General features: G+C 62.5%; 13 protein-coding genes. 3 read left to right on the top strand and 10 right to left on the bottom strand.

The window, feature by feature from the left end; all coding sequences use genetic code 11:
• Positions 1 to 100: 100 nt before the first annotated feature.
• Together PLL20_04080 and PLL20_04075 are read left to right on the top strand one after the other, a co-directional pair.
• A complete protein-coding gene (locus PLL20_04080; protein ID HPD29148.1) occupies positions 101 to 517 on the top strand; it encodes a hypothetical protein in 417 nt (138 codons plus the stop codon).
• Positions 518 to 599: 82 nt separating this feature from the next.
• Positions 600 to 2,039, top strand: a complete 1,440-nt coding sequence (locus PLL20_04075) for a radical SAM protein (protein HPD29147.1) — start codon at positions 600 to 602, stop codon at positions 2,037 to 2,039.
• 86 nt (positions 2,040 to 2,125) lie between these two features.
• Here PLL20_04075 and PLL20_04070 read toward each other — a convergent pair whose 3' ends face one another.
• The 7 genes from PLL20_04070 to PLL20_04040 all read right to left on the bottom strand — a co-directional run bounded on the left by PLL20_04070 (position 2,126) and on the right by PLL20_04040 (position 9,269).
• Positions 2,126 to 3,238, bottom strand: a complete 1,113-nt coding sequence (locus tag PLL20_04070; GenBank protein ID HPD29146.1) for an ATP-dependent 6-phosphofructokinase — start codon at positions 3,236 to 3,238, stop codon at positions 2,126 to 2,128.
• Positions 3,239 to 3,500: 262 nt separating this feature from the next.
• A complete protein-coding gene (locus PLL20_04065; GenBank protein HPD29145.1) occupies positions 3,501 to 3,962 on the bottom strand; it encodes a GNAT family N-acetyltransferase in 462 nt (153 codons plus the stop codon).
• 43 nt (positions 3,963 to 4,005) lie between these two features.
• Positions 4,006 to 6,030 (bottom strand): ATP-dependent zinc metalloprotease FtsH, encoded by a 2,025-nt coding sequence (gene ftsH, locus PLL20_04060; GenBank protein ID HPD29144.1) that lies wholly within the window; start codon positions 6,028 to 6,030, stop codon positions 4,006 to 4,008.
• Between the two features lie 77 nt (positions 6,031 to 6,107).
• The gene (lptE, locus tag PLL20_04055; GenBank protein HPD29143.1) at positions 6,108 to 6,638 is read right to left on the bottom strand and encodes an LPS assembly lipoprotein LptE; all 531 of its coding nucleotides are present in this window, start codon (positions 6,636 to 6,638) and stop codon (positions 6,108 to 6,110) included.
• Positions 6,638 to 7,642: an outer membrane protein assembly factor BamD gene (gene bamD / locus PLL20_04050; GenBank protein HPD29142.1), complete on the bottom strand. Its 1,005-nt coding sequence runs from the start codon at positions 7,640 to 7,642 to the stop codon at positions 6,638 to 6,640. The genes lptE and bamD overlap by 1 nt, the downstream gene beginning before the upstream one ends.
• Before the next feature lie 434 nt (positions 7,643 to 8,076).
• Positions 8,077 to 8,733 (bottom strand): hypothetical protein, encoded by a 657-nt coding sequence (locus tag PLL20_04045; protein HPD29141.1) that lies wholly within the window; start codon positions 8,731 to 8,733, stop codon positions 8,077 to 8,079.
• A 101-nt stretch (positions 8,734 to 8,834) separates the two neighbouring features.
• The gene (locus PLL20_04040) at positions 8,835 to 9,269 is read right to left on the bottom strand and encodes a CBS domain-containing protein (protein HPD29140.1); all 435 of its coding nucleotides are present in this window, start codon (positions 9,267 to 9,269) and stop codon (positions 8,835 to 8,837) included.
• Positions 9,270 to 9,543: 274 nt separating this feature from the next.
• Here PLL20_04040 and PLL20_04035 point away from each other — a divergent pair, with 274 nt between their 5' ends.
• Positions 9,544 to 9,852, top strand: a complete 309-nt coding sequence (locus PLL20_04035) for a tetratricopeptide repeat protein (GenBank protein HPD29139.1) — start codon at positions 9,544 to 9,546, stop codon at positions 9,850 to 9,852.
• A gap of 183 nt (positions 9,853 to 10,035) precedes the next feature.
• Here the strand turns inward: PLL20_04035 and PLL20_04030 are convergent, their stop codons facing one another.
• From PLL20_04030 to PLL20_04020, 3 genes are all read right to left on the bottom strand, one after another.
• Positions 10,036 to 10,926 (bottom strand): nucleotidyl transferase AbiEii/AbiGii toxin family protein, encoded by an 891-nt coding sequence (locus PLL20_04030; protein ID HPD29138.1) that lies wholly within the window; start codon positions 10,924 to 10,926, stop codon positions 10,036 to 10,038.
• Positions 10,919 to 11,713, bottom strand: a complete 795-nt coding sequence (locus PLL20_04025) for a type IV toxin-antitoxin system AbiEi family antitoxin domain-containing protein (protein ID HPD29137.1) — start codon at positions 11,711 to 11,713, stop codon at positions 10,919 to 10,921. Before PLL20_04025 ends, PLL20_04030 begins: the two co-directional genes overlap by 8 nt.
• A gap of 89 nt (positions 11,714 to 11,802) precedes the next feature.
• Positions 11,803 to 12,996, bottom strand: a complete 1,194-nt coding sequence (locus tag PLL20_04020; protein ID HPD29136.1) for a hypothetical protein — start codon at positions 12,994 to 12,996, stop codon at positions 11,803 to 11,805.
• Between the last annotated feature and the right edge of the window lies 1 nt (position 12,997).

The raw sequence follows: 12,997 nt of genomic DNA, 5'->3' as shown, positions 1-12,997 counted from the left end.
GCCTGGAGGGGACTTGCACCCCTCTGATCGAGTACACTCTCAGACGCACTAGGGCGGGCTTTGCCCGCCAATGGCGCCTCTCGCCATAGGGAGTCACGGATTGAGTACACTGCATATCTCGATAGGTCTTACCGTCATCGCGGTTCTGTGCGCCTGCGTGTTCGTGGTGTTGATCATCAAGTCCCGCAAGGCCCGAGGTAACGAACGTCGCAGGTACGCGAAGATCAACCTGCTCTGGAACATGGCGTTCACCGTGTTCGTGTGCGCCCAGGCGATCTTCAGTTTCCGCCAAAGCGGCAATGGCACGCTCGGTCTTATGATCATGCTACCGCTTCTGGTTCTCGCATTGGCGTGCGGTGTTTTCGGCCTGCGGAGCCTGCGTTCCGACAAGTATTTCGGAAAGCTGTACGAACTCGATCCCGGCTTCTGCGGCCGGTGCGGCTACAACCTGACCGGCAATACCAGCGGCGTGTGCCCGGAATGCGGATGGAAACTGCCGGAGCGGAAGGAAGCATGAGAGCGGTCGTCGACAGGAAGAAGCCGATTCCCTCCGTTGACCCGATTCGTTTACGGGCTATAGTGCGTCGCGGAGGCTCGAAATGGCGAATCGACCCGTTGTACTGATCAACTCCAACCGGATGAAACCGGCGATCGCGCCGCTGGCCCTGGACTATGTCGCGGGGAGTCTGCGTCGCGGAGGGTTTGAGGTTCACCTGATCGATCTGTGCTTTGCGGATGACCCAGCGGAGGCATTGCGGCAGGGCCTGGCCGATGCTGAACCGCTGCTGATCGGGGTGACGTTCCGCAATACGGATGACTGCTATTACCCGAGTTGCGCGTTCTTCGTGCCGGAGCTAGCAGAACTGGTGCGGCAGATCCCCACGCTAACCGATGCCCCGGTCGCTCTCGGCGGATGCGGATTCAGCGTCTTTCCCGCCGAGATCGTGAGCATCTGCAAGTCGGATTTCGGCATCATCGGCGATGGCGAGGAGGGTTTTCTGGGGCTGGCTCGTGCACTGTCGGGCAATAAGGATTACCACACGCTGCCTGGTCTGGTTTGGCGCGAAGCCGACGGCCGGTGCATGCTCAATCCGCCTCAGCCGCCGGCCGTTCTCGACGTCTCGCCTGACCGCAGCCTGCTCGACAACGCCCGCTACTTCCGCGAAGGCGGTCAGGGCAACGTCGAGACCAAGCGAGGCTGTCCGATGTCGTGCATCTACTGTGCCGACCCGGTTGCCAAGGGGCGACAGGTGCGTTGCCGCCCGCCCACCCAGGTGGCTGATGAGGTTGAGTCGCTGCTCAAGCAAGGCGTCGACGTGCTGCACCTGTGCGACGGAGAGTTCAACATTCCGTATGATCACGCCCTGGCGGTTTGCCGCGAGATGATCCGGCGGGGGCTGGGGCAGCGCGTCCGGTGGTATGTCTATTGCAGTCCGCACCCGTTCTCCGATGAACTCGCCCTAGCCATGAAGCAGGCCGGTTGCGTGGGCGTCAACTTCGGCTCCGACAGCGGTTGCGACCGCATGCTGGCGGCGCTGGGCAGGAGCTATCGGCGAGACGCAATTCGCGACGCGGTGCAGGCCTGCAAGGCGGCAGGGATCACGGTGATGGTCGACCTGCTTCTAGGAGGCCCGGGCGAGGACGAGGCGTCGGTGAGAGAGACAATCGAGTTCGTCAGGCGACTCGATCCCGACCGCTGCGGGGCGGCCACGGGGGTGCGGCTTTATCCGGGTACTCCGCTGGCCGAGTCGATTCGCAGGCAGGGGCCGCTGTCGGCCAACCCCAATCTGCGGGGCTGCGTCGAAGACAATGACAGCCTCTTGCGACCGGTTTTTTACTTTGATCGCCGTCTCAGCGATGATCCCGGCTCGCTGGTCTGCGACATCATCGCCGGCGACGAGCGGTTCTTCCCGCCGCCGCGGATCAGAGACGCGACCAACTACAACTACAATGACAACCGGGTGCTGACCGATGCGATCGGCCGCGGCATGCGCGGGGCTTACTGGGATATCCTGCGCCGGCTGGCCGCCGAGAAATGATCGTGGCGCGACGGAGACATGCACAAGATGCGGCATCGTCCCCGGGTCTGCGGGCAGCATGCACGACGTCGGTCGGCGGGGTCTGCTCACAGGCCGTCGCCGAAGCTGGTTCCCACGGATCGGGCTGCCGCGATCAGCGGGTGATCCAGGGGCACCAGTCGCTGCCGGCCGGCCACGGACTCGATGGGCACGCTGGTGATTCGCCCGTTCTGGCTGACCACGATTTCGTTGAACTTTCCGGCGAGGGCCAGTTCGAGGGCTTTGTGTCCGAAGAGCGTGCCCAGGACACGGTCGGCGGGCACCGGCGTGCCGCCGCGCTGGACGTGTCCGAGAATGGTCGCGCGGCACTCGAGGCGCGTCGCGGCCTCGATCTGTTTGCAAAGGACGTTACTGACGCCGCCGAGGCGGATCGGGTCGGGGCTACCGGCGACCACGCGGTCGACCGTCTGTTCGCCTCCAATAGGTCTGGCTCCCTCAGACACCGCGATGATGGTGAATGACTTGCCTCGCTTGCTGCGGTTGAGACAGTAGTCGCAGATGGCCTCAAGACTGTAGGGAATCTCGGGGATGAGGATGACGTCCGCCCCGCTGGCCAGGCCGCTGGTCAATGCCAGCCAGCCGGCATTTCGTCCCATGATCTCGACGAGCATTACGCGATGGTGGCTGGATGCGGTGGTGTGGATGCGGTCGAGAGCCTCGGTGGCGGTGTTTACCGCGGTCAGGAAGCCGAAGGTGATTTCCGTGTGCATGAGATCATTATCGATGGTTTTGGGCACCCCGACGCATCGGACACCGTGCTGAATGAGGCTCGCCGCACCGGACATTGTTCCATCGCCTCCGACGCAGACAATCACATCAAGCTGTCGTTCGGCGATGTGCTCGATGACTCGCTGGGTGACATCCTGAACAACCGGATTTCCTTGTTCGTCGATGCCCACCGCGAAACGCGACGGATTGGCGGTGTTCGAGGTGCCCAGGATGGTGCCGCCTCGCGTCAGGATGTTGGACACGTCGTCGCGGCCCAAGAGCCGCATACGGTTGCGGATGAGGCCGAGGAAACCGTCTTCGATTCCCCAGACCTCCAAGCCATGTTGATGCATCGCTGCCTTGGCGACCGCTCGGATCACCGCGTTGAGTCCGGGGCAGTCTCCGCCGCCGGTCAAGATGCCGATGCGTTCAATTCGATTCTCGTCAGCCATTGAAAGGCTCCTGTTTGCCGCGGCCGCATTTCGTGCGTGCAGCTCACGTTGGGCCGCAGCGGTCGAACTCCGAGTCGGTCGCGGCTCCGCTGACACGCCGGCCGCCGCATTCACTCGCGAAACGCCTGGGCGGCCCGCCGGCCGGGACTCTCACTGATCTCACCCTGACTGCAACAGGGCGTGTCTCGCGTCCGTCGGCGAGTTATCAGACCCAGTTGGTCGTGAATCCGCGCGCGGGTTTGCCCGCTTGCGACCGTTGATGCTAATCGGCAGCTTCTTCATTAACGTTTTGTTCGAGAATAATCAGATTGTCCTCGGCGTCGGCGTCATACCGAATGCCGACGACGTTGTAGTTCTGCCGGATGGCGACGTGAAGCATCGGGCGATGTCGGTTGTAGCACTCGAAGCGGATGATCTGGTAACCCTGGTCGCGAGCCCATGCCGTCATGGCCTCCATCATCTGGGAGGCGACGCCGGCGCGTCGGAATTCCGGCAAGACGCCGATGTACCAGCAGTAAAACGTGCTCTGCTTGAGCTCGTAACCGAGGGCAAAGCCGACCGGGCGCTTCTGGACCTGGGCGAGGAGAAGCAACGGGTTGCGCTGTGTGCCCAGACGATGAGCGAAGAAAGCGTGCTCGCGGCCCGGGCGAAAGATCTCGTTGTAGAGATCGACGATGAGCGGCAGGTCGTTCATCCCGACGGGAATGATTTCGGCGTTGGCCATGCACGATCTCCGCAGGGTTCAGAAAGCATCGATGACGCTCATCTCATCCCGGCTGGGGCAGCGGCCCCGAGCCGAACTCAGGCTGTGAAGACTTCGAGGTACCCGGACCGGCCGAAGCGCGGACGCCGATTCCCGCGTGAGCAGCGTCCAGCAGATCGGACACCGTGGGGCGATCGAGGCTTTCACCCCTCAGCAACGCGTGAACCTCAGCGGCATCGAGCGTCTCGTACTTCAGGAGGGCCTGGGCTACTGCCTCCAGTTTCTGACGATTCTCGGTCAGCAGCCGACGGGTGTCGGTATAAGCCTCGCTGAGCACGCGCTGAACTTCCTGGTCGATCAACCGGGCGGTTTCCTCGGAATACTCCTTGCCTCCGGGCAGGTCGACCCACATCGTCTTGCGGGAGGGATCGTCGCCGTAGTAGATGAAGCCCACGCGGTCGCTCATGCCCCACTCGGCAACCATGCGGCGAGCCGTTTCGGTGGCCTGTCGAATGTCAGCAGAGGCCCCCGTGTTGACGTCGTTGCAGGTGATTTCCTCGGCGATGCGTCCGGCGCAGAGAATGCGCAACTGTGCGTTGAGCCACTTGCTGCTGTAAGTTGTGCGGTCCTTTTCGGGCAACGAGAATGAGGCACCGCCGTAGGGGCCGCGGGGTATGATACTTACTTTGTGCAGAGGATCGGCGTCGGGCAACAGGCATTGGGCCACGGCGTGGCCGGCTTCGTGGTAGGCGGTGGCGATCCGTTCCTTCTCATCCACCACGCGGCTCTTCTTGGCCCGGCCCCATCGGACCTTGTCACGAGCCTCCTCGAGATCCTCCATTTCGACGTAATCCTTGTTGGCCATAGTGGCCAGCAAGGCCGCCTCATTGATGATCGCCGCGAGGTCCGCCCCGCTGAACATCGGCGTGCCGCGGGCCAGCTTATTCAGATCCACGTCCGGGCCGAGCTTCACCTTCTTGGCGTGGACCTTAAGGATTTCCAGCCGGCCCTTGACGTCGGCCAGGGGCACGAAGACCTGCCGGTCGAAACGCCCGGGCCTTACCAGTGCCGGATCCAACACGTCCGCCCGGTTCGTAGCGGCGATGACCACCACCTGATCGGAAGTGTCGAAGCCGTCCATCTCGACGAGGATGGCGTTGAGCGTCTGTTCCCTTTCGTCGTGTCCGCCGCTGGTGAAGCCTGCTCCGCGGCGACGGCCGACGGCGTCGATTTCATCCAGAAAGATGATGCAAGGCGAGTTGTCCTTTGCCTGCTTGAACAGATCGCGCACGCGCGAGGCACCGACGCCGACGAACATCTCCACGAAATCGCTGCCCGAGATGCTGAAGAACGGCACGTCCGCCTCGCCGGCGATGGCTTTGGCCAACAGCGTTTTGCCGCAGCCCGGATCGCCGACCAGCAGCACGCCGCGCGGAATACGGGCCCCGAGCCGCTGGAACTTCTTGGGGTTCTTGAGGAACTCGATGATCTCGGCGCACTCCTCCTTGGCCTCGTCGATGCCCGCGACGTCGGCGAAGGTGATGTTGGTATGCTCCTTGGTGGTCACGCGATGTCGGGATCGGCCGAAGTTGCCCAGCATACCTCCCGGTCCGCCGCCGACTCCGCGGAGTTGGCGGAAGACGAAGAACCAGGCGAACGCGATGACCAGGAGCCAGGGCAGCAAGTTGATCAGGATATTGAAGAGCGCCCCGCCGGTCTGGTCGATCCTGTAACGGACGCCGGACGCCCGCAACTCGGTCCAGAAGGCATCGTTGAAGGCGGATTTGTCCCAGCTGACCTCGAAGTCCGGCGGCTGGTCCTTGCCCTGGGTGTTCTTGAGCTTGCCTCGGATGGTGTTGTTGTTGGCCTGGATGACCAGTTCCTGGATGTTGTTGTCCGCCAGCTCTTTCCAGAACTGGTCCACGGTCAATTCACGGCGCTGGCCGGCGTTAGACATGAGGTAGAAAGCGAGGAAGACGAAGATGATGATCGAGGCCGCCCATCCGAACAGACCGCGGGACATGCGCATGGGCGGTCCGGGAGGCCTTGATCCCTGGCGATCATCGCGGTCGGACGGGTTTTCAGACATCCGGTGCTTCCTCGGTCGGCGTGTCGACGGGCAGGCGCCGCAACTGGCGTCCTTCCCCCGCCTTCATGTTATTCGGACTACCAACTGTTTTCCATGTCGCCGACGATGTTTCGTGCCAGCTTGCTGACCGCGTCCAGTCTGCCTTCGGCCGCCGTTTCGCCGGCCGGCCGCACATAAGTCACGGTGGTGACAAACCGCGGACGGTCCCGCAGCAGCTTGCCCGTCCTGACATCCTTCCATCGGTAGCGGACGATCAATGTGGCTGCCGTCTCGCGCGGTCGGATGGCGATCGGATCCCAGCCGAGGGAAGATTCCCGCCATTCCAGGACTTCCCCCGACAGAATGGTATCGGCTTTTTCGGGTGGGGCGTTCGTGTATGGGGTGGAGACGTTGATTTCCTTTCGCAGGGCCTCGGTCAGCTCGAACTCGATGCCGCGGCGGAATTCCCGGGACTGGAACATCTCCACGTACACGGTACGGATCGTCTGGGGATGCAGCGACTCGTTACTGTAGCCGCACCCGCAAACCAGGAGGCTCCCGGCCAGAAGGGCCAGACGTCCGATATCGAGGGCGGCGACAGATCGATGATGATGAGATGTAGGTTGCATCAGCGCTGCGTCTCCTGATGACGGACGGCGTTGGTTGAGGCCTGCGGCTCGAGGATCGCGGGTTCCTCGAGAGGCTCGCCGATGGCCGCCAGCCGGTTGCGGGCCTCGAGGGCCGCAGGCGTCTTGGGCCAGCGGATGATGATTTCCCGGTAGTAGAACCTCGCGGCCTGAAACTTTTCGGTTTTCTCGTAGAACTTACCGATGTCGAGCGTTTTGTCCGCCCGAGTGGCCGTAATCTGTTGGATCGTCGTCGACACCTCATCGCGCTCGGCGGCCGCCGGGTATTCCCGCAGGTACTGACGGTAGCGCTCTTCCGCCTCGATCAATGGGGCCTCGTCGAACTTGATACCCGCGAAGCGGCCTTGGGCGCATCGGGCGCTCATCAGCAGGGCTCGGGCATGCCAGCGGCTGCGGGGATACTCGCGTGCGAATGTGGCGTACTCGGATTCGGCGAGATCGAGCTCGCCGCGACTGAAGTAATACTCGGCCTTGGCCATCTGGGCCATTTCCGCCAAGGGGGTGTCGGAGTAGTTGGCAACCAAGTCATCCATGATCGCGATGCCGCCCTCGCGGTCCCTGAACCACAACAGACCGCCCCAGATGCGCTTTCGCTTGCCGGCCATGTATTGCTCGGCGATGCGGAACTCCTGGGAGAGCGCCGACTCGGCGTACTGCGAACCCGGATAGTTGTCGAGCAGTTCCTGGTAGGCCTTGTGGGCCTGCCGGTACAGGCCTCGCTCCAGGTACGCAGTGCCATAGAGGTACAGTGCCTCAGGGTATCGCGGGGCATCACTGCCGTATTGCTTCATCCAGTCCCTGACGATCTTGCAGGTTGTCTTATATTCACCCTGAGCCAGCCACTGGCGGGCGATGTCCAGGTCGCCGTCCTCAGTTCCGGGAATCGGCTCAACGCCGTATTCCCATTCTCCGGTCTTCTCGTTGAAAACAAGGTGCTCTGCATGCCGTTTCGGCGGAACGGGCACCTCGCCGGCCCGTAGTTCCATGGGGCAAGCGCCGGCAACCGCCAGAGCCAGCAGACAAACGCCGGGACGGGCAAGAAAGCTAAGGCGGACCGCCTTTTTGCGGGCCGCAACCCAAGCGCTCTGCGATCCAGAAACATGCGCGCAGAATGCGCACCAGTCCCCACGGAAGAGACTGAGACTCAGGTTCGGAGGGACAAGACTCATGGCCAGGGTTCCATGTGGCTCTGGTTTCACGTGGCCTGTGCGGATAACCCCGCCCGCTCGGCCGGATATTCTCCAGGAGACGGCGATTATAGAGGGCTTCTGCCGCCGTGGCAATTGCGCGGCGGCCTCCTCAGGCGGCCGGGAGATTCGCTGTGACAAGCAGTTACGGCTTGCCTTCGACAGCGCGCCATCCGCCGAGTGACGTCGCGGACAAGCGATTGCCCCTGAGGAAGCCGGCTTGCGTGCCTGCGCTACTTGGACGGAATGGCGTCAATTGAAGGTTGGTCCTTTGTGGTCCGGGCCAGGAGCAGGTACTGGGAGAGAACAGCGAACGCCAGCAAGGCCATTGAGACAACTACGCGAAAGACCCAGGAAGCTTTGCTCTGGCCGGCTTTGAAGGTGAACGTTGTGGGGTCCACTACGCGTGGGCATTCCATTGTGCCGTCTTGGGCGATCCACCGGAGGTATTTCGGGAAGCCGGCCAGCCAATCGCCGAGGCCTTCGTCAAAAGGGCGTCCCAGGAGCCGGCTCATGACGTGCTGACGGCTCTTGGCGGCAACTTCAGCCTTCTGCTGCGGCGTCAGACGGCGGAACATGGAGGTCTCGGTCCGCCGGGCGACCAGTCGGGGGAGGGTCGCGTACTCGGTGACGAGCGTGGTGCTCCAAGTCAGGAGCACGACCGCCGATCCGATCAGGTTCAACGTCAGCGGGCGAACCGGAACGGCACCTCGGCCGAAACGAAACATGATCGCGCCGATCACCAGCCCGAGAACCAAGAAGAAGAACAGGCCGAGGTAAAACGGCATCGGGGCCAGATAGGCAAGTATCACCCCTGCCGGGATGCCCGCGCAGCAACCGGCCACAAAGGACCGGCCGATCCCAACGCGTTTTGCAGGGCTAGTGCTCATGCGGCGGCAGTCTAGCCGCTGCGCAGGTTGTTTGCCAGCGGCCCCGGCGAAGACAGACCGCTGCGTCCGGCTGGGTGCTTCGCACGCGTCTCTCGGAAGATCTACTTTTCGATCGAATCGATCACCACCCATCGGACGAGGTCGCGCAGAGTGATGATACCGACCAGGGTGGAGCCGTTCTTGATAACCGGCAGGCACGAGACCTTATGGTGCATCATGGCACGGGCCGCCTGGGCGACCGGGGCGTCGGGTTCAATCGAGACCAGTCTGCGCGTCATGACCTGGTGGATGCGTCTTCTCAGCGTCTCGATGTCCTGGGCGCGCTCGCTCATGCGAACGCCGACAAACGGGCTGAGGTTTTTCAGCAGATCTCGATCCGAAATAACGCCCACGGGCTTGCCGCCCTCAACCACGATCAGGTGGTGGAACCGGCGCTGATTGAAGATTCGCCGGGCGGTCTCCAGCGTCTCGTCCATGCCGATGGTGACGACTTCGGTGGTCATGATCTCGCGCACTTTTCGAGCTTGTTCCGTCATGTGCCGCCGTCCCTGTTTGCGGTTGCCCGGCCCGATGCCGCCAAGTACAGTAGCTATCATAGCGTGGCACGGGCCGGTTGACAGGTCCGGCCTTGCGTTCAGGAACGGGCGTGAAAAGGTCAGGGGGTGGTCAGCCGCCGAAGGCGGCGGGGACGTGCGGGCCCGAGCTCAACAATGCGGCAGGTTTTGGTCGCCGCGGCGACCTCGCCGCTGCGCTGGGGCAGGGTCGCGGCGGTTTTCGCACGTTTTTGGGTTGACTGAGGGTATTGCTTTCGTGCCGCGAATCGAACAAATCGAGAGAATGCTCGCGTCCAGTCCGGACGACGTTTTCCTGAACTTCGCCCTGGCCATGGAGCAAGTCAAGGTTGGGCGGCAAGAGCAGGCCGTCGCGGGCTTCCGGCGGGTCATCGAGTTGGACCCCGATTACGTCCCTGCCTATACCCAGTTGAGCAACGCGCTGATCGACCTTGGCCGCAAAGAAGAGGCCAAGGCCGTTCTGGCAAGCGGCGTCGAAGCCGCCGCTCGCGCCGGTGACAAGCACGCCGCCGGCAAGATGGGCGATAAGCTGAAACTACTCGAGTAGCTCTCTATTTCCTGTTAAGACCTTGTCAAGGCATTAACTAAAAACAGGATACAAGCGGTTCATGTGCAGACTGCGGCTTCTTGCTCAGTGCATTCGGCGGCTGAGGGCATTCAGGAACTTGTCGGCCTCCACCAATTGCTTGAACGCCTTTTCGTCGGTGCGGCGATTGGCCGGGCGTTTCGGTCAGCTTGCTACGGGCAACCGTTCGGCCATTTCGCGAACGATTCCGAAGGCGCGATCCAAGTCGAATGCATCGGCGTCCGGCCGGCGCAGCACGGGTTTCAACCGGGCATCCAGTTGCGCGCGCAACTGCGCCAGCCGGTCCGGACCCACGTTGATCGGACCGTTACCGGGCACAGCGAGCTTGCGTCTGACCAGCCCGACCAGTTCCGTGTCCTCCGGCCGAATGCTCAACTTTCTCGCAGCGTAGTCCACGTCGTAGAAATCGCGAATCGCAACATCACGGCGCGTTAGCGCTGCGCGGTACTTCTCGGCGATCGCCTCCACCCTGGCGATACAGGGAACCACAGCCGGTGAAACCATCCGGCGACCAGACACCGGATCCAGCAGCAGCGTCCGTACCGAGCCTTCCATCGTGGGCATCAGGAGCGGCTCACGAAGACTGACTTCGATTGTGATGGTTTCGTCACGCCGGCTTATCAACGAGGAGTAGCTGACGGTCCCGACATACTGCGACGAGTCGTCGGCGCCGAGCAACTGCCCCGTCACACGAAAACATGGAACACGCTCGGCCAACCCCGCGACAGCATTCTTCAAGGCTGTCACTCGTCTTCGTCGTTGCGATCGGGATGCCGTCAGGGGTGTCGGGATGACGAAGTCCAGATCTTCGCTCAGCCTGTAGAAGCCGGCGTGCACCTTGGCCAGACACGTTCCGCCTTTGAATATCAGTTGGCCGCCGAAGGAGGCGAGATACTTCAAGAGGACTGTACAGAAGTAGTCCTTCTCGATCAGCCTTTCCGGAAAGAACGTCTCGGCCGCCGTGAAGTTAAGTGCTTCCCGAAACAGATCGGGGTCCTCATGGGCGTCAATGGCGGGTTGTTCAGCCTCAGTCATTGAACACTACCCCCCATTGTTGATCCGTCCTGCCCCGTTTAGGCCGGGAGGGGACCCATGGGATCAGGCATTGGGACGGCCTCAGCGCTCGCCGCAGCCTGGCGAGCAAACGACCGGATATGCCTTCTCGTTCCAGCAGAGCGCCGACGCGCCGCAAGGTTGCCTGGTTGCCGTAGCGCAGCGTCACGGCGACAAGCTGCTTGGCGCCGACGCGCCGACTTGCCAACTCGCGACGAATCCAGTCGTATCCTTGCGGCAGGCTGTCGAATCGCGACCAGTCGTAGACCGCATCCACCAGGGTTCGTACGCGTGAGGAATATACCGCCGTCAGACCTTCGTCGACCGGGACTTCTTCGGTGCTGCCGAGTCGCTCATCCGCCACCTTGATCAACGTGAACGAGGTCGCGCCGATCCTGCGGTCCCCCGACAGCCGGTTGTTGTAAGCATAGGTCCGCGTGGGGATCTGCTGTTCGAAACCGTAGCGGCTGAATGCACTCGGCCCGCAAATCTGGTAACGGCCTTGGCGGTCCCGCATCAACGTGCTGAGAGCAAGGACTTCACTCGGGCTCCATTTTCCCCCCAACGGCAGCCGCGGTGGCAACAAGTACAGGCCGCGCCGCACTCGCGCGATTATCCCCGCCCGGACCAATCGACTCAGAAGCCTCATTTCCTGTTGTGCCGACAGGTGCAGCGGCTCGGCCAGTTCGCCCCCTCGCACAACCTGGAGTCGTCGCATCTGGGCGTAGGCGAGCAAACGGGTCTCCAACGGTCCCAGTTTCGTTTTCATGGTTGTATTCTATTTCTCGTTAATACCTTGTCAAGGCATTAACTAAAAATAGGATACAAGCGGTTCATGGGCAGACTGCGGCTTCTTGCTCAGTGCATTCGGCGGCTGAGGGCATTCAGGAACTTGTCGGCCTCCTGAAACTGCTCGAACGTGCGTTCCTCGACGCGGAACTGGGGGGTGTGGCAGCGGCGTTGAGAACCGTTCCACCTGCTGCCGTGCTTTTTGTGCAGCAGTTCGTGGTGCATCACGTGTTCGATGACGAACCGCGGAACGTCCGGCCGATCCAGCGTGCTGCTGATGCTGACCACGTCGTGGGCGAAGTTGTAATGTCCGAACCGCCGCCCGGTGAGCCGTCGGGTCCAGCTCAGCTTCGGGCGGGACATGCTCCCGCCGAAATAGCGCCGATTGACGTCGTCGAAGACCTCTGCCAGGTCGTAGGTCATTCCCTTCGTATGCTCGACCCGGCCGGCCGCCTCATCCATGGCCGTGCGAATCGACTGGTACGGGTGCGACAGCATGGCCGCGTTGACGGCCGGCAGATGCTGCCGGTTGCCGAGCATCATGCGCCCCAGATGGCCGAACGTCACGTCATCAAAGCAGATCATGGGTGTTGAAAGAACCATCCGCGTACCCCTGGCTCCGACTCGCCAGCGATAGAGGTGACCTGAGGGCCGGAAGTGCACCAGCAAGGGCGCCCTCCAGCGATCATTTGCCTCCGGCATGGCCCCGAAGACGGCTTGCGCGCGGCGTACCGCCTGCACGTAGCGATCCATGTTTTCCGGCCGGGCGAAGTAGCGGAACCAGGCGACCAGGTCTCGGGACTCGGTTCTCAGATGCCCGGGCTCGAACTCGTTGCGGCTCATGTGATGGTCCAGGCGCTGAGCGGTCTGCTGCACCACTCGCAGCATCGCGGCGGCGTCCAATCGGCCCAGGTGCGCTTGTCGAGCCAGGTCGTCGAGCAGGGTGTCGAGAAACGCGCGCAGACCGACGAGGCGGACCGAGTCGGGCAGGTGCTTCTGCGGCAGGTGTTGTTGGGGGGGCGTTTCGACGGTCGGCAGGTTGTCGACGTCCAGCTTGAGCAGGAACTCATAGGCTCGCCTGCTGGGTCCGGGCAACTGGCCAGGCCGAACGCCATGCCGGTCGCAGATCGCACTGATCTGCGAAAGGGTTCGCTGCACACGATTCCTGAGGTTCTGGCGCTGGGCGGCGGTCATCGGTGACAAACACATCTGGCGGACGTAGTTTGCTTCGCGCACCAAACCAATGATTCGAAGCCGCCCCATA

Source organism: Phycisphaerae bacterium (assembly GCA_035384605.1).
Taxonomy (GTDB): Bacteria; Planctomycetota; Phycisphaerae; order UBA1845; family PWPN01; genus JAUCQB01.
This window is presented reverse-complemented; position numbering and strand designations above follow the sequence as displayed.

Bases quoted from the DNA above. Each gene is read 5' to 3' on its own strand.
- PLL20_04075 (HPD29147.1), top strand. From the start codon at position 600: ATGGCGAATCGACCCGTTGTACTGATCAACTCCAACCGGATGAAACCG.
- PLL20_04070 (HPD29146.1), bottom strand. From the start codon at position 3,238: ATGGCTGACGAGAATCGAATTGAACGCATCGGCATCTTGACCGGCGGC.
- PLL20_04065 (HPD29145.1), bottom strand. From the start codon at position 3,962: ATGGCCAACGCCGAAATCATTCCCGTCGGGATGAACGACCTGCCGCTC.
- ftsH (HPD29144.1), bottom strand. From the start codon at position 6,030: ATGTCTGAAAACCCGTCCGACCGCGATGATCGCCAGGGATCAAGGCCT.
- lptE (HPD29143.1), bottom strand. From the start codon at position 6,638: ATGCAACCTACATCTCATCATCATCGATCTGTCGCCGCCCTCGATATC.
- bamD (HPD29142.1), bottom strand. From the start codon at position 7,642: ATGGAACTACGGGCCGGCGAGGTGCCCGTTCCGCCGAAACGGCATGCA.
- PLL20_04045 (HPD29141.1), bottom strand. From the start codon at position 8,733: ATGAGCACTAGCCCTGCAAAACGCGTTGGGATCGGCCGGTCCTTTGTG.
- PLL20_04040 (HPD29140.1), bottom strand. From the start codon at position 9,269: ATGACGGAACAAGCTCGAAAAGTGCGCGAGATCATGACCACCGAAGTC.
- PLL20_04030 (HPD29138.1), bottom strand. From the start codon at position 10,926: ATGACTGAGGCTGAACAACCCGCCATTGACGCCCATGAGGACCCCGAT.
- PLL20_04025 (HPD29137.1), bottom strand. From the start codon at position 11,713: ATGAAAACGAAACTGGGACCGTTGGAGACCCGTTTGCTCGCCTACGCC.
- PLL20_04020 (HPD29136.1), bottom strand. From the start codon at position 12,996: ATGGGGCGGCTTCGAATCATTGGTTTGGTGCGCGAAGCAAACTACGTC.